Here is a 17,511-nt window from a genome sequence, read left to right on the forward strand (position 1 = left end):
CTCTCGTGCTCTCCGGGATAGTTGCGTCAAGAAGGCCGGGGCTGGCCTTCAACCTTGCCTTTCAAGGGCGCGGCGCTTCCAGTCGGCGTGCCAGGCGCGTACCGCCTCGCGGCTCTCCCAGGTGTAGCGCGGGTCTTCGCGGACTTGCGCTACGAAGAGGCGGCCCTGCCCGATACGCCATGGGTCGAGCAGCAGGCCGTCGTCCCAGGGCTGGCCTTTCGCGGTGATAATGAGCGAGGCGTGCTCCAGCGACAGGTTGCGGGCATTGGCGATGCCGCGGTGCAGATCGAGGGTGCGGAAACGCTCTGCGTGGAGTGCGATTTCCAAAGCATCGGCCCAGTCCTGGCAGACACCCTTGTCGCGCAGCCCGTTGACCACCTTGAAGTTGTGGACCAGCGGGCTGTCGGTGACCTGCCACTCCCGGGCCCATTGCAGCGGCTGGCGCACGGCGATCTCGGCGGCGCGGGCGGCCTCGGCCGGATCAACGCCGGGACCAAGGTCGCGCAGGCGGGCCGTGAGGGCCGTCACCTGCTGCTCGAGCGTTCCGGTGTCGGAACCGGTGCTCGCCTCGGCCACGTTCCCGGTCGCGGCAAGTGGCATCGCGGGCCCCGCGCCGCCGCCGCCGCCCGAGCAGGCGACGAGCAGCAACATGGTGAGGCCTGCCCCCACGAGGGCGGCAAGTTGCCGGCGATCAGCCAACCTGCTGCACCTGGTCATCTTCTACATAGGCCAGCCGCCCGCCGGATTTCGGCCCGGTCACGACGCCCAGCGACTTCAGCTTGCGGTGCAGCGCCGACCGCTCCATCCCAACGAAGCTTGCCGTGCGGGAAATGTTGCCACCGAAGCGGTTGATCTGGGTGAGCAGATATTCCCGTTCAAACGCCTCGCGGGCTTCGCGCAGCGGCAGCGTTGCCAGGGTGCCAGACAGCACCACGCGCCCTTCCTCGTCGCCCGCCGGGGTGCTTTCCTGCGGCAGCTCGCGCGCATCGATGGGGCCGGTGCCCTCCCCGAGAATCAGCACCCGCTCCACAAGGTTCTTGAGCTGGCGCACATTGCCCGGCCAGACCATGGTTTGCAGCAACGCCACCGCCTCATCCGAAAGCTCACGCAGCGGCAGCCCTTGGGATTTGTTGCATGCCTCGATGAAATGCGCCGCCAGAACGGGGATGTCCTCGCGCCGATCCTCAAGGCTCGGGACCGCGATCGGCACCACGTTGAGCCTATGATAGAGTTCCTGCCGGAAGGTGCCGGCAGCGATCTCGGCATCGAGATCGCGGTTGGTGGACGAAATCACCCGCAGGTCCACGCGCACCTTGTCGGTGCCGCCCACGCGGGTGAAGCTCTGGTCCACCAGCACGCGCAGGATCTTGGACTGGGTGCCGAGGGGCATGTCCGCGACCTCGTCGAAGAAAATCACCCCGCCATGAGCCTGCTCGAGCAGCCCCTGCTCGACCCCGCGTTCCTGGCCTTCGCGGCCAAAGAGCACCTCTTCCATGGTCTCAGGCTCGACCCCGGCGCAGTTCACGGTCACGAAGGGCCCCTGCGCGCGGCTGGAATGGGCGTGGATGTAACGCGCGGCCACCTCCTTTCCCGACCCGGCGGGGCCTGTGAGCATTACACGGCCGTTGGATTTCGTCACCTTGTCGAGCTGGCTCAGCAGGACGCGGTAGGCGGCGCTGTCGCCGATCATCTCGGAGACCTCCACGTCGCGGCGGCGCAGCTGACTGTTCTCACGGCGCAGGCGCGAGGTTTCCATGGCGCGGCGGATCACCACCAGCAGCTGGTCGATGTTGAAGGGCTTCTCGATGAAATCATAAGCGCCCTGCTTGATGGCCGCCACGGCGATCTCGATGTTGCCATGCCCCGAGATGATGATGATCGGGATGTCGGGATTGTCGCGCTTGACGGTCTTGAGGATGTCGATCCCGTCCATCTTGCTGTCCTTCAGCCAGATATCGAGGATCATCAGACCGGGCGGTTCGGCGTTGACCTCGGCCATGGCCTCGGTGGAGTTGGCCGCAAGTCGGGTGGAATAGCCCTCGTCCTCGAGGATGTCCCCGATGAGTTCCCGGATATCGCGCTCGTCGTCGACGATAAGAATGTCGCTCATGTCTGCCCCTCTAATTCCGAAATCACTCTGGTCATGTGGGCCGGGCGTGCCGGCTCCAGCCCCAGGGGAAGGCGGACCACCGCCATCGCCCCGGCATTTGTGGCGCCCTCAAACAAGGGCGCGTCCTCGAGGGTCAGGCTGCCGCCGTGCTCCTCGATGATCTTCTTGACGATCGGCAGGCCGAGGCCGGTGCCTGAATCGCGGGTTGTCACGTAAGGTTCGAACAGCCGCGCCCGGTCCTCGGGAAGGCCGATGCCGTTGTCCATGATGCGGATCTCGGCGCGCCCGTCCTGTTCGGTGAGGGTCACGCGGATCTGTGGCACATGCCCCTCGGGGGCCCCTGCCTCACGCAGGCTCTCGATGGCCTCCCCGGCGTTCTTGATGAGGTTGGTCAGCGCCTGCCCGATCATTGTCGCGTCCAGCTCGGCGGGCAGCTCGTGGTCGGGCAGGTCGGCGGTGAACTGCACGTCAGGTTGCCCGTGCTCCTGCAACATTACAGCGCCGCGCAGCAGGGCCACGACATCCTCGGCCCGGCGGTCGGGTTCGGGCATGCGTGCGAATTTGGAGAACTCATCGACGATGCGGCGCAGATCCTCGGTCTGGCGGACGATGACCTCTGTCATCTGGTCAAGCTTTTCCGCATCCGGCGCCTCGAGCTGGCGGCCGAATTTGCGCTTGATGCGCTCGGCCGAGAGGCGGATGGGCGTGAGCGGGTTCTTAATCTCGTGGGCGATACGGCGGGCCACGTCGCCCCAGGCTGCCATGCGCTGCGCCGATACGAGGTCACTCACGTCGTCGAAGGCGATCACGTAGCCCTCGAGCGAGCCGTCGGAGCGGCGGCGCACGGACATGCGCACCAGCAGGTGTTCAAGCCGGCCATCGCGGCTGACCTTGACCTCTTCCTGCGCAGTTTCCTGCCCGGTATCGCGGATCTTTTCGAACAGAGCGCCGAACTCGGGGACCGCGACATTCACCGGCACCTCGGCCCGGCTTTCCTCCCACCCGAGCAGCTTTTCGCCCGAGCGGTTCACGAAGGTCACACGCCCGCTGTCATCAAGGCCAACCACCCCGGAAGTGACCGAGAACAGCACGCTGTCGAACAGCCGCTGGCGGCGTTCAATCTGGCGGGTGTTTTCAAGCAGCGTCTCGCGCTGGCCTTTGAGCTGGCGGGTCATCTGGTTGAAGTAGCGGCCAAGCATGGAGATTTCGTCATCGCCCTCATCCTCGATGACCTGCACGTCCAGATCCCCTGCCCCGACCCGCTGCGCCGCCCCCGCAAGGCGGCCCACCGGCCGCGCCAGTCGTTCGGCGAACCACAGGCCCAGCCAGATCGCCGCAAGAATCAGCAGCACCGCGAACCCGAGGTAGAGCAGAGCGAAATCAAAGAGCCGCCTGCCCCGTTCGCTTTCCTGCTGCTGGTAGAACTGCGCCGTGGCCTGGGTCTGGTCGAGCAGGTTCAGAAGGTTGCCGTCAACGTCCCTCGACACGTAGAGATAGCGGTCCGCGTAAGCCTCGAGAGGGACCAGTGCGCGCAGTTCGTGGTTGTCCCAGTCGGGCACGAGAACAAGGCCCTGATCATTCGCAAGCGCGATCTGGCCAAGGCTCGGCTGTTCGAAATTAAAGAGATACGACCGTTCCCCCCGGGCGCGGATCTCGCCGCCGCCGTCGATGATGTAGGCTTCACGCAGGCCGCGCTGGATCTGGCCCTGCCCCTGTCCCAGCACCTGACGCAGATCGCCGTCGTCGAAGGCAAAGTTCGCGCGGCGGGCTCCGTCGACGAAACGCGCGAGCGCCTCCACGTCCTCGGTCAGGCCGCGGCGCTGTTCGGCCTCGTAGGCCTGTGCCGCCTCCAGCGACGCGCCCACCACGTTCTGAACGCGGCTCGAAAACCACGTCTCGAGCCCGATGTTGATGGTCAGCACGGCAAAGACGGCGACGGTGATGGTTGGCAGCAGCGCCATGAGAGCAAAGACGCCGGTCAGCCGAAGGTGCAGGCGGGAGCCTGCCGACTGCGCCCGGCGGTCCGAGATCATCCGCGCCACGCGCTGCAACACGAGGGTCGCCAGCACCATGACGTACACGAGGTCCGCGAGCAGAACGAAGCGCAGGCTCAGTTCCGTGCCACGTCCCACGTCCAGCGGGCCAAGTGCGATGAAGGTTGCGAAGGCCAGCACCGGCCCAAGCAGGACCAGCCCCAGCGTCGCAACGTTTTGCACCCGCCTTTGCCGCCTGAGGCGGCTCAGCCGTGCCCATGTCGTGCTTCGCACGCCGGATTTCCGTGCCCGGATGGCCACAGATGTACCTCGCCTTGATGTGCTGCCCGATGCAGCGTACCGCCATATACTGTGGCTTCTTCACCACCCTCGCCCGAAAACGAAGCAGTGCGGCCACATGCCTGTGACGGTTTTACATCAGTTTGCGTCGGCGTGTCACGCGAATATCGAGATCGGTAATCTTCTTGCGAAGCGTATTGCGGTTGATTCCCAAAAGATCGGCACATTTGGCCTGATTGCCGCCCGTCGCCTCGAGAGCGATCTCGATCAGGGGCGCTTCGACCTCCTTGAGGATGCGGGTATAAAGCCCCGGGGGCGGCAGGATGTTGCCGTGCAGGTCGAAATAGCGACGCAGGTGGCGGGCCACCGATGTGCCCAGTTTCTCGGCATCGCCGCCGCGCAGGACAGGCCCGGTTTCAGGCTGGTTGCCCAGAACCGCCTCGACCTCGGAACGCGAAATTTCCTCGGCCCGACTGGTCAGTGACAGACGCCGTACCGCATTCTCGAGCTGGCGGACGTTGCCCGGCCAGCTGTAGGCGCGAAAGAGCTCGGCGGCGTCCTTGCTGAGCCAGCGCTTGGGCGCGCCTTCGCGTTCGGCCCGGCCAAGGAAATGCTCGGTCAGCAGGGCGATGTCCTCGACCCGCTCGCGCAGGCTTGGGACGTTGATCGTAGCGCCCGACAGACGGTAGTAGAGATCCTGACGCATGGTGCCTTCCTCCATGGCCTGGCTCAGGTCGCCCTGGCTGGTGGCCATGAATCGGGGGCTGTGCTCGCCGGGGATGTCCATCATCCGGACCACGCGGGCCTGGATCTCGTCGGACATGTCGGTGATCTCGTCCACCAGAAGCGTGCCACCCTTGACCCGGGCCAGCACCTTCGACGGGCCTTCAAGATCCGACAGATCCGAGCCGGTGACCGTCACGAAAGGCAACTGGCGGCGGTCCGAGAAATCATGCACCGCGCGCGCGATCAGCGACTTGCCCGTGCCGCTCTCGCCCGAGATCAGCACGGGCAGGTCGGTGTTCATCACCCGCGCCACAAGGCGATAGAGCGCCTGCATCGCTGGCGTCTTGCCCACCAGCGGCAGCTCATCGGGGCTATCGGCGCCGATGGTGCCCACGTCCTCACGCTTGGGGCTGCGGTTGCGGTTGTCGAGCGCCTTGGCCGTCCGCTTCATCAAGTCGGGCAGATCGAACGGCTTGGGCAGGTAATCGTAGGCCTCGGCCTCGGCGGCCTGAATGGCGGTCATGATGGTGTTCTGCGCCGAGATCACGATCACCGGCAGGTCGGGCCGGTCCATGCGGATCTTGGGCAGCATCTCTAGCCCGTTGCCATCGGGCATGACCACGTCCGAGATCACCACGTCGCCCTTGCCCTCGCCGACCCAGCGCATGAGCGTGGTGAGCGAGCTGGTGGCATGTACCTTGCACCCGGCGCGGGTCAGCGCCTGGGTCAGGACCGTTCGAATGGTGCGGTCGTCATCCGCGACAAGAACTGTACCGTCCATCAGCTGTTCTCCTCTGTCTCGCGCGGGGCGCGGGGTAGTGAAATGCGGAAGACCGTGCGGCCGGGGACGGATTCCACCGAAATCCAGCCGTCATGGTCGGAAATGATCTTGGACACGAGCGCAAGGCCAAGCCCCGTACCGTTTTCGCGGCCCGACACGAAGGGGTCGAAGATGTCGCCCCGGATGTCGTCCGGCAGGCCGGGACCATCGTCGATGACCTCGATCTGAAGCGGCAGCTTTTGGGTGCTGCCATCAACACGGCGCATGCGGAAACTGTGCTCGAAGAAACTGCGGATGCGGATGGTGCCGCCCGCCTTGGAATCCGCCGCCTGTGCCGCGTTCTTCAGCAGGTTCAGGATCACCTGAAGCAGCTGGTCCGCATCACCGTAAGTGGGAGGCAGCGAGGGATCGAAATCCTCGATGAACTTCATGTGCGCCCCCGCCCCCAGCTGGGTCGAGCGGCGCGCTCGGTCGAGCACGTCGTGGATATTCACCGGCCGTTTCTCGGGAGCCGATAGGTTGCCGAACTGCTCCACCTGCTCGAGCAGTTTCACGATGCGTCGGCTTTCGGCGACGATCAGGTCGGTCAGCTCGAGATCTTCCTTGCTGAGGTTCATGCTCAGAAGTTGCGCCGCACCGGTGATCCCGGCAAGCGGGTTCTTGATCTCGTGGGCCAGCATCTCGGCCATGCCGATGGCGGACTTGGCGGCGGATTTCACGCTGTGGCTCTGGGTCAGGCGCCCCGCCAGCTCGCGCGGGGAAATCAGCATGATGAACCAGCCCGGGAAGTTCTGCACCGGCGCAAGCTGCAGGTTGCACACCAGCGGTGCCCGGCTTCCGGTGCCTACATCCACGTCGTTGACGAACAGCGGCGTGCCGTTGGCCCGCGCCCGCGCAAGACTTTCCTCGAGCGGCGCGTCCACCGCGAGGCGGTCCCAGATCGGCTGACCGATGAGCCACTTGGCCGAGTTGTTCATGAAGCCCTCGGCGGCAGGGTTCATGTCGGCAATGCGTTCCTCGGCATCCAAAAGCACCGCCGGAACCGGCAGCGACGACCATAGCTGCAGCTGAAGTTCACCGTTCATGCGGCCACCTCCAGCGCATCCTCGAGGGCGGGTGTCAGCAAGCCCATGACCTCGCCCGGGGTGCGGGCGGTCAGGACCGCGCGGCGCATGGACTGCGTGGTGCCGGCGGCATCCATGTACCAGCCAAGGTGCTTGCGGGCGCAGCGCAGCCCGAGGTCTTCGCCGTAGAAACGGATCATGTCTTGGTAGTGCTCTTTCACGATATCGGTAAGCTCGGCACCCTGCGGCACCTGAGGCGCAGGCGCGCCGTAAAGGGCGTGGGCGATCTCGGCGAGGCGCCAGGGCGCGCCCTGCGCCCCACGGCCCACCATGACCCCGGCCGCCCCCGACAGGCGCAGCGCCTCGCGGGCGCTGGCGGCATCGACCACGTCGCCATTGGCGATGACGGGCACCGCGACGGCCTCGACCACCTCGCGGATGGCGGCCCAGTCGGCGTCGCCCTTGTAGAACTGGCAGCGGGTGCGGCCATGAATGACGATCATCTGCACACCGGCAGCCTCGGCCCGGCGGGCGATATGAGGCGCGTTAAGGCAGGCATCGTCCCAGCCCAGCCGGGTCTTGAGCGTCACCGGCACGTCCACCGCCTCCACCACCGCCTCGATCAGGCGCAGGGCATGGTCCGGCTCGCGCATCAGCGCCGAGCCCGAGTAGCCGCCCGTCACCTTCTTGGCGGGGCAGCCCATGTTGATGTCGATGACCCGGGCCCCCATGTCCGCCACCATGCGGGCAGCTTCGGCCATGGGTTCGGGCGCACGGCCCGCGATCTGGACCGAGGTGTTCTCGACCCCTGCCCCCAACTCGGCCTTTTCGCGGGTGCCGGGGCGCGCGGTGAGAAATTCGCCACTGGCGATCATCTCGGACACCACGAGCCCCGCGCCCCAGCGCGACACGAGGCTGCGGAATGGCAGATCCGTGATGCCCGCAAGCGGTGCAAGAAACACCGGCGGTGATATCGACATGTCGCCCAGCGTCAGGATCAAGCGCCTATTCCTTGTGCAGATGCATGGGACTTAACCTCTCCCTCCGAAACGTTCAATTGTTGGCGCAAGCGACAGCGCGAAGATTTGCCCGGCTGCTTAATTTTTGATCGCGCGGGCGGGATACGTTGCGCCGCACCGGAGCAGCCCCTAGAGAAGGCACCGAAAGGAGCCACGGCCCATGAAAATCGCCAGCATCATCGTTGCCGCAGGCCGTGGCACCCGCGCCGGGGGCGGAATGCCCAAGCAATGGCGCGAGGTGGCGGGCAAGCCGGTTGCGCGCTGGACGCTGGACAGCTTTGCCCCTTATGGCCCGGTTCTGGTCATCCATCCCCACGACGAGGACGCCGCCCGCGCCGCCTGCGGCAACCTTGCGCCGCCACTGGTGCACGGCGCACCGACACGCTGCGGATCGGTGCGCGCGGGGCTCGAGGCTCTGGCGGGCGATCCGCCCGATATCGTGCTGATCCATGACGTGGCGCGCTGCTGCACGCCGCGCCACGTGATCGACGCGGTGGTGGCCGCCCTTCTCACCCATGACGCCGCCGCCCCCGCGCTGCCGGTGACCGATGCACTCTGGACCGGGGCATCGGGCATGGTGACCGGGGTGCAGGACCGCAGCGGGCTCTACCGGGCGCAGACGCCGCAGGGCTTTCGCTTCGACGCGATCCTTGCCGCCCACCGCGCCTTCGACGGGGATGCCGCCGATGACGTTGCGGTGGCGCGGGCGGCCGGGCTCGACGTGGCGATCGTTCCGGGGCACGAGGACAATTTCAAGATCACCGGCCCGGACGATTTCGCCCGCGCCAGCATGAGCAGGGAAAGACAAGATGGACATCCGGCTGGGCAACGGCTTTGACGTGCATGCCTTCGAGGAAGGCGACCATGTGATCCTGTGCGGCATCGAGGTGCCGCATGACCGCAAGCTCAAGGGCCATTCCGATGCGGACGTGGCCATGCACGCGGTGACCGATGCTTTGTATGGCGCCATGGCGCAGGGCGACATCGGCCGCCATTTCCCTCCGTCCGATCCCCAGTGGAAGGGCGCCGCATCGGAAATCTTCCTCCGCCATGCGGTGGACCTGGCCTCAGAGCTGGGGTTTTCGGTCTCCAATATCGACGTCACCATCATCTGCGAGCGCCCGAAGATCGGCCCGCATGCCGCTGACATGATGACGAAAATGTCCGAACTCATGGGGCTGGAGTTGTCCCGTGTGTCGGTCAAGGCGACCACCTCGGAACGGCTGGGTTTTACCGGCCGCGAGGAAGGCATTGCCGCCATTGCAACAGCCACGCTGGTGAAACCATGAAACTCATCGCTTCCTTCTTCTACATCGGCTTCCTGAAGCCCGCCCCCGGCACGTGGGGCTCACTTGCCGCGCTGCCGGTGGCCTACGCGATCATCCTGCTGGGCGGCTTCCCGCTGCTGCTGGCAGCGACGGTGCTGGCCTTCGTTCTGGGCCTCATGGCCACCCGGAAGATGACCGAAACCGGCCCGGACCACGATCCGTCATGGATCGTCATAGACGAGGTCGTCGGCCAGTGGATCGCACTGTTTCCAGTGGCTTACGGCGCGATGATGATGTCGGTAGAGCCGCTCGCACTCTACCCTGGCTGGATCTCGGGCTTTGTGCTGTTCCGGCTGTTCGACATCTGGAAGCCGTGGCTCGTGGGCAAAGCGGATGCGCGCGGGGATGCCATGGGCGTGATGCTCGATGACGTGATTGCGGGCGTCTTTGCCGCGCTGGTCAGCATCGCGCTTGCCGCGCTTTTCCACCTCGTGCTGATGTGATGGCATGACCCAGGATCTCGCCCTCCGCATTCTCGAGCTGGCCCGTGATGCCGGCAAGACCCTGACCACCGCCGAAAGCTGCACCGGCGGCATGGTGTCCGCGGCGATCACTGACATTGCCGGGTCTTCCGAGATCTTCGCGCGTGGCCACATCACCTATTCCAACACCGCCAAACAGGAGATGCTAGGCGTCACGGCGGCCTCGCTCGACGCTCATGGCGCGGTGTCCGAAGAGGTTGCGAAGGAGATGGCCGAGGGTGCCCGCGCGGCGGCCGGGGCCGACATCGCGGTGGCAATCACGGGCATTGCCGGACCGGGAGGATCCGAGTTCAAGCCGGAAGGCCGGGTCTGTTTTGGGCTGGCAACGAAGGACGGCACCCAATACGAGACCGTCGAGTTCGGCGCACGGGGACGCGCCGAAGTGCGCATGGCGGCCACCCGCCATGCGCTTGACCTGATCGTCAGGGCATTGTCCTGACCGGGTCAGATGCTCGCGGTGTATCCGCCGACACGCTGCCTGGCCGGTCCATCGCTCTGCGCTGACATGTAGGCATCGCGTGCGCGCATCGGCGCACCTGCCGACTGATCGACCGGCTCCGCCGCGCTTTCCCGTTCCTCCAGTTGCAGGGACGTGACCTCGGGCTGCGTCTCCAGCGCCTCGATGAGGGCGCGGACCCGCTGCGCCGTCTGGGTGGCGATGGCCTGCGCCCGGGCGTCTGCCGGGTCCGGAGCAGCCTCAAGGCGCTGGGGCGACGGACGGGTGGCGGTCAGCTCGGGTTCGGCATTGGCCGCCGGCGGCGGCGTCACCCTGGTCACTTGTGCGGAAGCCTGCGTGCGGGACGGGGCGGTGCTGGACGGGGCGGTGTTAGTGGGCTCGGCGGTAGCGGCAGGCTGAGTCTGCTGCGCAGACTCCTCTTTCGGCGCGTTCCCGGAATCATTGGCTGCGGGTTTGGACGGGCGGGCCGCCCACGAGGAACCGGACGAGGAATGACCAAAACCGATGGAGGACAAAAACGACAAGGCAGCATCCTTTTACAAAAAGCCCAACGATGCATAAGGGGACACCTCCCGCACCGCAGAAGCAGATACGAGGGGAGGATCCAGCCTGACGCATGCGTTGGCGGTGTTATCGAACGAGGCTGTAAATGGTTAACAATAAAGGCCGGATTGCGACGGTTGAGCGGCAGGACAACGCCCATTTGCATCCGCAGCGAAACGCTTTGGTGCCAAAATCGGGACGACCGCCTCAGGGACGAAGCACGGCCCCCGCCGCCTGGCCTCAGGGCGCCCGGTGAAGCAGGCTGTCATTCCCGATGCGCCCTGGAGCGATGGCTATCCCCCCCCTCGTGGGCGGCAGCAGCCAGGTGCGCCATTCCGTGCAGGCTCTCGGCGTCACATTGCCGTTCGTTGCCCACGGTCAGCCCAGTGACCGCCGTTCCGGCTACCTGCACGGCAGAGCTACGCACCGGAGCATAGCCCGAAAGCTGATCTGCCGTGGTGGGCGTGGCGTGGGGGCTGCGCCGGACAACCGTTCGCCCTTCCCCGCTCCTGCCGACGCGGCATCCATGTCGGCAAGGCGAGGCCGGGCCGCTTTCCTGAACAGGCTTCAAGTCGAACCTGATCAAGTTGGGCGCGCACGGCTGGCCAGCTACCGGGTTCGACGGCCAAGAGTTGACCTCGGGAACGAAAAACTTTTGCCCTGCAAGGCTGGCCAAGTCCATGGGTCTGCTTTTCACGAGTAACCAATCGAACGATCGCAAAATTTGATGAAAAGGCAGCAAACCACCCCCGGTCGCCGGGGGTGATTAACCGCCCCTCTCAGCCGCGCCCGTAAAGTTCGGCCGCACGGCGTTCAAAGGCGCGCACGATGCGCTGCATGGCCTCGTAGAAGAACATCCCCGCAGCGCCCTGCAGGATGCGGTTCTTGAACTCGAAATCCACGTAGAAATGCACATCGCACCCGCCGTCCTTGTCCTCGAACTGCCATTTCGAGATCATGTGGCGGAACGGCCCGTCGAGGTATTCGGTGTCGATGCGCTTTTCGTCGGGCCAGAGAGTCACCCGGCTGCCGAACCGCTCACGGAAGACCTTGAAACTGATGACGAGGTCCGCAAGCATCACCTGGTGGTCGCCCTTGTCCTCGGTGGAGCGGATGCGCGCCGCAGCGGTCCATGGCAGGAACTCCGGGTAGGAGCCGACATCGGCCACGAGGTCATACATCTGCTGGGCAGAATACGGCAGGTGCTTGGTCTCGGAATGGGTCGGCATGCGCTGGGTCTGTGTCCGGTTTCTTGCGTGACAATTGGGGGATATTTCATATGGTGCGCCGTGGTTTGCAAGTGGAATGCCACGGGAAATGCTGAGAGGAATGCCATGACCGGCACCGCATATGTAGTTGACGAGCTGATCTCGGCAAAGGCCATTGCCGCCCGTATCGAGGCGCTGGCCCGCGAGATCGGGCAGGAATACGCAGACACCAACAAGCTGGTCGTGGTCGGCCTGCTGCGCGGCAGTTTCATCTTCATCGCCGATCTCGTGCGTGAACTGGACCTGCCGGTCGAGGTCGATTTTCTCGAGGCGTCCTCCTACGGCGACGGCATGGAATCGAGCCGTGAGGTGCGTATCCTCAAGGACCTCCGCTCGCCCATCGAAGGGCGCGACGTGCTGGTGGTCGAGGACATCGTCGACACCGGATTCACCCTCAGCCACGTGCTGCGCCTGCTAAAATCACGCGCGCCGCGCAAGCTGCGCACCATCGCCCTGCTGGACAAACCCGCGCGCCGCGAGGTCGACCTGAAGGCCGACTGGACCGGGTTCGAGATCCCCGACGAATTCGTCGTCGGCTACGGCATCGACTACGCGCAGCGCAACCGCAACCTGCCCTTCATCGGCAAGGTCCGCTTTCCGGAGGAGGCATGAACCCGATTTGGCTGCTGCGCATGGCGAAATGGCTACGCCATCCACCATCGCCCGGCCGGGTGAAGCTGGTGCTGGCGGTGGTGGCCATCTGCCTGTTGCTCGTGGCCATAGAGCGTCTGATCGGCTGGCCGGACGCGTTGTCCACGGACCCCGTGCGCAGGCCGATGCGGCCCTGAGCCCGAGGCACGCCTGACCCGAACATGACCTGCGACGCTTCACGAATGCGAGAGCGCGTTGTCACCATCGCGGCCTGAGACCTGCACAGCGCCTCTTTCACGACATGAGAACCTCCCAACAATCTTCTGTTTTTAAGATTAAAAAATTGAAGGCCGGACGCCTCGTGACCCGCCGCCGCTTCGCAGCACGCCATGCGCTGCGGCGGCAGCGGGCTTGTCACATCAGGCTGGCATGGTGACGCTGCTCTTGCCCGGCGGACCGTCGGCATCACGTCACGTATCACCATGCCATTTTCCGGAGACCCCTCATGAAACGCCTCTCGATCGGCCTCACAGCCCTGTCGCTATGCACCGCCGGCATCGCCCATGCCCAGGAAACTGACGCCATCCTCAAGGCCCGCCAGGGCCAGTTCCGCCTGATCGCGCTGAACACAGGTACGCTGGGCGACATGGCCTCGGGCAAGGTCGAATACGACGCCGATGCCGCGCAGCTCGCTGCGGATTCGCTGGTGGGCATTTCGTCCATTCACCAGGCGCCGCTCTGGCCCGAGGGGACGTCCATGGAGGACATCAGCGGCACCAAGGCTCTACCCGCCATCATGGAGGACATGAACGGCTTCAGCACCCGGTGGGAAAATTTCGGCAATGCCGCGGCGTCGATGCGGCAGGTTGCCGGCGAAGGCCTTGATGCCATGCGTCCGGCGATGGCCGAACTAGGCGGAGCTTGCAAAGCCTGTCACGACGATTACCGCGACTGAGCCGGGTTCGCGGCGGGTGCCGGTGCGCCCGCCGCAGATTGCCCCTTAACATGGGGCCTGCCATCGCCTATCTGCCCCATCATGACACAGAAACTGCACATCGTCGGCGGCGGCATGGCCGGATCCGAAGCGGCCTGGCAGGCCGCACAGCTTGGCGTTCCCGTGGTGATCCACGAGATGCGCCCAAAGGTCGGCACCTTCGCCCACCGCACCGGCAACATGGCCGAGATGGTGTGCTCGAACTCGTTCCGATCCGACGACCATGAACAGAACGCCGTGGGTCTTCTGCACTGGGAGATGAAGCAGGCCGGCGGCCTCGTGATGCGCCAGGCCTATGCCCACCGCCTGCCTGCAGGCGGTGCCCTCGCGGTGGACCGCGATCCTTTTGCCGAGAGCGTCACGCAGGCGCTGAAGGACCATCCACTCATCGAAATCAGCGGCGAGGAGATCACCGAGCTTCCCGCCGATGGCCACTGGATCATTGCCACCGGCCCGCTGACCTCGGACGCTCTTGGTAAAGCCATTGCCGCCGAGACCGGGGCCGAAAGCCTCGCCTTCTTCGACGCCATCGCCCCCATCGTCCACGCGGACAGCATCAACATGGACGTGGCGTGGCTGCAATCGCGCTACGACAAGGGCGAGACCGAGGAAGAGCAAAAGGCCTATGTCAACTGCCCGATGACCAAGGACCAGTACGAGGCCTTCATCGACGCGCTGCTGGCCTCGGACACTGCCGAGTTCCACGAAGGCGAGACGGCGGGCTATTTCGACGGCTGCCTGCCCATCGAGGTCATGGCCGAGCGTGGCCGCGAGACCCTGCGCCACGGCCCGATGAAGCCCATCGGCCTTACCAACGCGCACAAGCCCGAGGAAAAGGCTTACGCCGTGGTGCAGCTGCGCCGCGACAATGCTCTGGGGACGCTGCTCAACATCGTCGGCTTCCAGACCAAGATGAAGTACGGCGCGCAAGTCGATGTTTTCCGGAAGATTCCCGGCCTCGAGAATGCACGGTTCGCACGGCTTGGCGGAATCCACCGGAATACGTTTCTGAACTCGCCCACGCTGCTCGACAACCAGATGCGCCTGCGCTCGCGGCCCAACATCCGCTTTGCCGGCCAAGTGACCGGAGTGGAGGGCTACGTGGAATCCACCGCCATGGGACTCGCTGCGGGCCGCATGGCCGCCGCAGAGTTTCTCGGGCATTCGCTGCCGGTGATCCCGCAGGACACGGCGCACGGAGCGCTCATCCACCACATCACCGGCGGAGCCGAGGCCAAGACCTTCCAGCCGATGAACGTGAACTTCGGCCTGTTCCGCCCGGTGGACGGGCTCAAGGGCGGCCGCCGAGGCCGCAAGGACCGCTACAAGGCCTACACCGACCGCGCCAAGGACGACTGGTCCGAATGGCTCGCCGCACAGGAGGTGCCCGCATGAACTACGTTCTCGCCCTGCTTCTGCCGCCGCTGTCGATCCTGTTCACGGGGCGCCCGATCCTGTCGATCGTGGTGTTCCTGATCTGGGTGCCGGCGATCATCTTCTCGGGCGGCCTCACCCACCCGATGTTCATCCTGCTGGCGTGGATCCTGATCTACCAGTCCGGCCAGGAACGACGCACCCGCCGTATCGAACGCAGCTACCGCGACGAGTGATGCGCACGCGCTTCGCGCCGTCGCCCACGGGGCCTTTGCACCTCGGGCATGCCTACTCGGCCATGCTCGGGCATGACATGGCCCGGGCGGCCGGCGGCGTGTTCATTCTGCGCATCGACGATCTCGACCGCTCTCGGGCGCGCCCGGAATGGGAGGCGCAGCTGAAGGACGATCTGGGCTGGCTTGGCCTCGACTGGCCAGAGCCCTGCCGCCGGGAATCTGACCATACAGCCGAGTATGACGCCGCCCTGGACCGCCTCTGGGACATGGGCCTGCTCTATCCCTGCAGCTGCTCGCGCCGCGATATCCGCGAGGCGCTGTCGGCGCCGCAGGAAGGGCTCTCCACCGCTGTTCCCGAAACCGGTCCAGATGGTTTGGTCTACCCCGGCACTTGCCGCCCCGGAACTGTCCTCACGGGCCCCCGGCCGAAGGATGCTACCCTGCGCCTCGACATGCGGCGCGCCCTTGCCGCGCCGCCTCCCCCTTTCACCGAAACAGGCCACGGCCCCGAGGGCCAGACCGGCCGCATTGAAACCACCTCCGTCCACATGACGAACCACATCGGTGACGTGGTGCTCGCCCGCCGAGACATGGGTGCCGCCTATCACCTCGCCGTGGTCGTCGATGACGCGGCGCAGGGCATCACCCACGTGGTACGCGGCGAGGATCTCTTCGAGGCCACCCGCATCCACGTCCTGCTCCAGCGTCTCCTCGGCCTGCCCCAGCCGATCTATCACCACCACCGCCTGGTCCGGGACGAGCACGGCAAACGTCTTGCCAAGCGTGACGACAGCCGAGCTGTCGCCCTCTATCGGCAGGACGGCGCCACTCCGGAGGACCTGCGGCAGATGGTGGGCCTATCCCCTTCTGCTCTCCGGTAAATTCGCACATTCCGCCCGCTCCACGCGCCGTCCGCCGGGCACTTCTGGCAAACCGTCCCGAGGTGCCCCGCTGTGCATGACTTGCCAAACCCTTCACCGTCCCCGACAGTCCTCCGCCAGACCACAGGCAAACAGTTCTGCGGCAACGAGATCACTGGCGAAAGACCACAATGCCGACCCTGCGCATCGACCGCGACATCCAGATTCCCGACAGCCTGCGCGTCGCCCGCGCCCGCAGCGCGCCCCAGTTCGGCCCCCGGGTGCTGTTCTTCTCGGGGGGCAGCGCGCTTAACGGCATCTCGCGCCGACTCAAGCGACTGACCCACAACTCCGTTCACCTCGTTACGCCCTTCGACAGTGGCGGCAGCAGCCGCATCCTGCGCGAGGCCTTCGACATGCCTGCCGTGGGCGACCTGCGCTCGCGGCTGATGGCGCTTGCGGACGAATCCGTGCTCGGCCAGCCCGAGATCTACGCGCTTTTCACCCACCGCCTGCCCGCCGCAGGCGATGCGACCGAGCTGCGCCACGAGGTCATGCGCTTGCGCTCGGGCGTCCACCCCCTGCTGGCCGCCATCGCGCCGCCCATGCAGCAGCTGATCCGGGCCGAGCTCTCGGCATTCTTCGACCGGGTGCCGGACCGCTTCGACTACCGCAACGCCAGCATCGGCAACCTCATCATCGCGGGCGGCTACCTTGCGCGCGGGCGCGGACTGGAGCAGGCGCTGTTCATGATGTCCAAGATGGTCGATGTGCGCGGCACCGTGCGAGCACTTGTGGACGACACCCTGCACATGGGGGTCGAGCTCGCCGATGGCCGCCGCATCCTGTCGCAGCGCCTCCTGTCGGGCAAGGAGAGCCCGCCCATCGACAGCCCCGTCATCCGCCTGTTCCTCACCGATGGCACCGCCGAGCTGCCGCCCGCGCAGGTGCCCCTGCCTGAACGCAACCATGCGCTCATCGTTGGAGCGGACGTGATCTGCTACCCGCCGGGAAGCCTCTACAGCAGCGTCGCGGTCAACCTCGTGCCCGCGGGCGTGGGGCGCAGCGTGGCCGGGCGGACCGTGGCCAAAGTCTACCTGCCCGCGCTTGGAAACGACCCCGAGGCCTTCGGTCATGACCTCAGTGATCAGATCGACGCCCTTCTGCGCCCCCTGCGGCAGGACGCAGGGGAGGATCTGCCCGCCGTGCGATTCCTGACCCATGTTCTGTGCGATGTCTCAGTGCCCGCAGCGACCTGCGCCGAAGCGTCAGAGCGCCACGGCATCCCGGTCATCCGCCTGCCACTCGCCCGAGGGGACGGCCTGAAATACGACCCCGAGACGGTGGCCGAGATCCTCGTTTCGCTGGGTTGAACGCCAGAACAGCGGCCGCAGCTCGTTGGACT

At 65.8% G+C, this 17,511-nt stretch carries 17 protein-coding genes and 1 pseudogene; 10 read left to right on the top strand and 8 right to left on the bottom strand.

What is annotated here, in order from left to right; translation table 11 throughout:
* Positions 1–48: 48 nt before the first annotated feature.
* From IEX41_RS13360 to dusB, 6 genes are all read right to left on the bottom strand, one after another.
* Positions 49–699, bottom strand: coding sequence for a hypothetical protein (locus IEX41_RS13360; RefSeq protein WP_229673213.1), 651 nt, complete (start codon positions 697–699; stop codon positions 49–51).
* On the bottom strand, positions 692–2,110 hold the full coding sequence (gene ntrX, locus IEX41_RS13365; RefSeq protein WP_188790752.1) for a nitrogen assimilation response regulator NtrX: 1,419 nt from the start codon (positions 2,108–2,110) through the stop codon (positions 692–694). Before ntrX ends, IEX41_RS13360 begins: the two co-directional genes overlap by 8 nt.
* The gene (locus IEX41_RS13370) at positions 2,107–4,377 is read right to left on the bottom strand and encodes a sensor histidine kinase NtrY-like (RefSeq protein ID WP_188790753.1); all 2,271 of its coding nucleotides are present in this window, start codon (positions 4,375–4,377) and stop codon (positions 2,107–2,109) included. Before IEX41_RS13370 ends, ntrX begins: the two co-directional genes overlap by 4 nt.
* 139 nt (positions 4,378–4,516) lie before the next feature.
* Complete coding sequence (locus tag IEX41_RS13375; RefSeq protein ID WP_188790754.1) at positions 4,517–5,890, bottom strand: response regulator; 1,374 nt, start codon at positions 5,888–5,890, stop codon at positions 4,517–4,519.
* Positions 5,890–6,975, bottom strand: a complete 1,086-nt coding sequence (locus IEX41_RS13380) for a two-component system sensor histidine kinase NtrB (RefSeq protein WP_188790755.1) — start codon at positions 6,973–6,975, stop codon at positions 5,890–5,892. The genes IEX41_RS13375 and IEX41_RS13380 overlap by 1 nt, the downstream gene beginning before the upstream one ends.
* The gene (gene dusB, locus IEX41_RS13385; protein WP_188790756.1) at positions 6,972–7,955 is read right to left on the bottom strand and encodes a tRNA dihydrouridine synthase DusB; all 984 of its coding nucleotides are present in this window, start codon (positions 7,953–7,955) and stop codon (positions 6,972–6,974) included. Before dusB ends, IEX41_RS13380 begins: the two co-directional genes overlap by 4 nt.
* A gap of 178 nt (positions 7,956–8,133) precedes the next feature.
* Here dusB and IEX41_RS21555 point away from each other — a divergent pair.
* The 3 genes and pseudogenes from IEX41_RS21555 to IEX41_RS13405 all read left to right on the top strand — a co-directional run bounded on the left by IEX41_RS21555 (position 8,134) and on the right by IEX41_RS13405 (position 10,222).
* Positions 8,134–9,262: pseudogene (locus IEX41_RS21555) on the top strand (bifunctional 2-C-methyl-D-erythritol 4-phosphate cytidylyltransferase/2-C-methyl-D-erythritol 2,4-cyclodiphosphate synthase).
* Positions 9,259–9,744 (top strand): phosphatidylglycerophosphatase A family protein, encoded by a 486-nt coding sequence (locus IEX41_RS13400; RefSeq protein ID WP_188790759.1) that lies wholly within the window; start codon positions 9,259–9,261, stop codon positions 9,742–9,744. The pseudogene IEX41_RS21555 and the gene IEX41_RS13400 overlap by 4 nt, the downstream one beginning before the upstream one ends.
* Before the next feature lie 4 nt (positions 9,745–9,748).
* Complete coding sequence (locus tag IEX41_RS13405) at positions 9,749–10,222, top strand: CinA family protein (RefSeq protein WP_188790760.1); 474 nt, start codon at positions 9,749–9,751, stop codon at positions 10,220–10,222.
* A 5-nt stretch (positions 10,223–10,227) separates the two neighbouring features.
* Here IEX41_RS13405 and IEX41_RS13410 read toward each other — a convergent pair whose 3' ends face one another.
* Together IEX41_RS13410 and IEX41_RS13415 are read right to left on the bottom strand one after the other, a co-directional pair.
* Complete coding sequence (locus IEX41_RS13410; protein WP_188790761.1) at positions 10,228–10,551, bottom strand: hypothetical protein; 324 nt, start codon at positions 10,549–10,551, stop codon at positions 10,228–10,230.
* A 1,011-nt stretch (positions 10,552–11,562) separates the two neighbouring features.
* Positions 11,563–12,012: a type II toxin-antitoxin system RatA family toxin gene (locus tag IEX41_RS13415; RefSeq protein ID WP_188790762.1), complete on the bottom strand. Its 450-nt coding sequence runs from the start codon at positions 12,010–12,012 to the stop codon at positions 11,563–11,565.
* 105 nt (positions 12,013–12,117) lie between these two features.
* Here IEX41_RS13415 and hpt point away from each other — a divergent pair, with 105 nt between their 5' ends.
* The 7 genes from hpt to IEX41_RS13450 all read left to right on the top strand — a co-directional run bounded on the left by hpt (position 12,118) and on the right by IEX41_RS13450 (position 17,479).
* Positions 12,118–12,663 carry a hypoxanthine phosphoribosyltransferase gene (gene hpt / locus IEX41_RS13420; RefSeq protein WP_188790763.1) on the top strand — a complete coding sequence of 182 codons (546 nt, stop codon included), beginning with the start codon at positions 12,118–12,120 and terminating at the stop codon, positions 12,661–12,663.
* Positions 12,660–12,839, top strand: a complete 180-nt coding sequence (locus IEX41_RS13425; RefSeq protein WP_188790764.1) for a hypothetical protein — start codon at positions 12,660–12,662, stop codon at positions 12,837–12,839. Before hpt ends, IEX41_RS13425 begins: the two co-directional genes overlap by 4 nt.
* Before the next feature lie 308 nt (positions 12,840–13,147).
* Complete coding sequence (locus tag IEX41_RS13430; RefSeq protein WP_188790765.1) at positions 13,148–13,597, top strand: c-type cytochrome; 450 nt, start codon at positions 13,148–13,150, stop codon at positions 13,595–13,597.
* An 81-nt stretch (positions 13,598–13,678) separates the two neighbouring features.
* Positions 13,679–15,031, top strand: coding sequence for a methylenetetrahydrofolate--tRNA-(uracil(54)-C(5))-methyltransferase (FADH(2)-oxidizing) TrmFO (trmFO, locus tag IEX41_RS13435; protein WP_188790766.1), 1,353 nt, complete (start codon positions 13,679–13,681; stop codon positions 15,029–15,031).
* Positions 15,028–15,246, top strand: a complete 219-nt coding sequence (locus tag IEX41_RS13440) for a hypothetical protein (protein ID WP_188790767.1) — start codon at positions 15,028–15,030, stop codon at positions 15,244–15,246. The genes trmFO and IEX41_RS13440 overlap by 4 nt, the downstream gene beginning before the upstream one ends.
* Positions 15,246–16,127, top strand: a complete 882-nt coding sequence (gene gluQRS / locus IEX41_RS13445) for a tRNA glutamyl-Q(34) synthetase GluQRS (RefSeq protein ID WP_188790768.1) — start codon at positions 15,246–15,248, stop codon at positions 16,125–16,127. Before IEX41_RS13440 ends, gluQRS begins: the two co-directional genes overlap by 1 nt.
* 170 nt (positions 16,128–16,297) lie before the next feature.
* Complete coding sequence (locus tag IEX41_RS13450) at positions 16,298–17,479, top strand: GAK system CofD-like protein (protein ID WP_188790769.1); 1,182 nt, start codon at positions 16,298–16,300, stop codon at positions 17,477–17,479.
* The last annotated feature ends 32 nt before the right edge of the window (positions 17,480–17,511 follow it).

It is taken from the genome of Salipiger pallidus (assembly GCF_014643635.1).
GTDB lineage: Bacteria > Pseudomonadota > Alphaproteobacteria > Rhodobacterales > Rhodobacteraceae > Salipiger > Salipiger pallidus.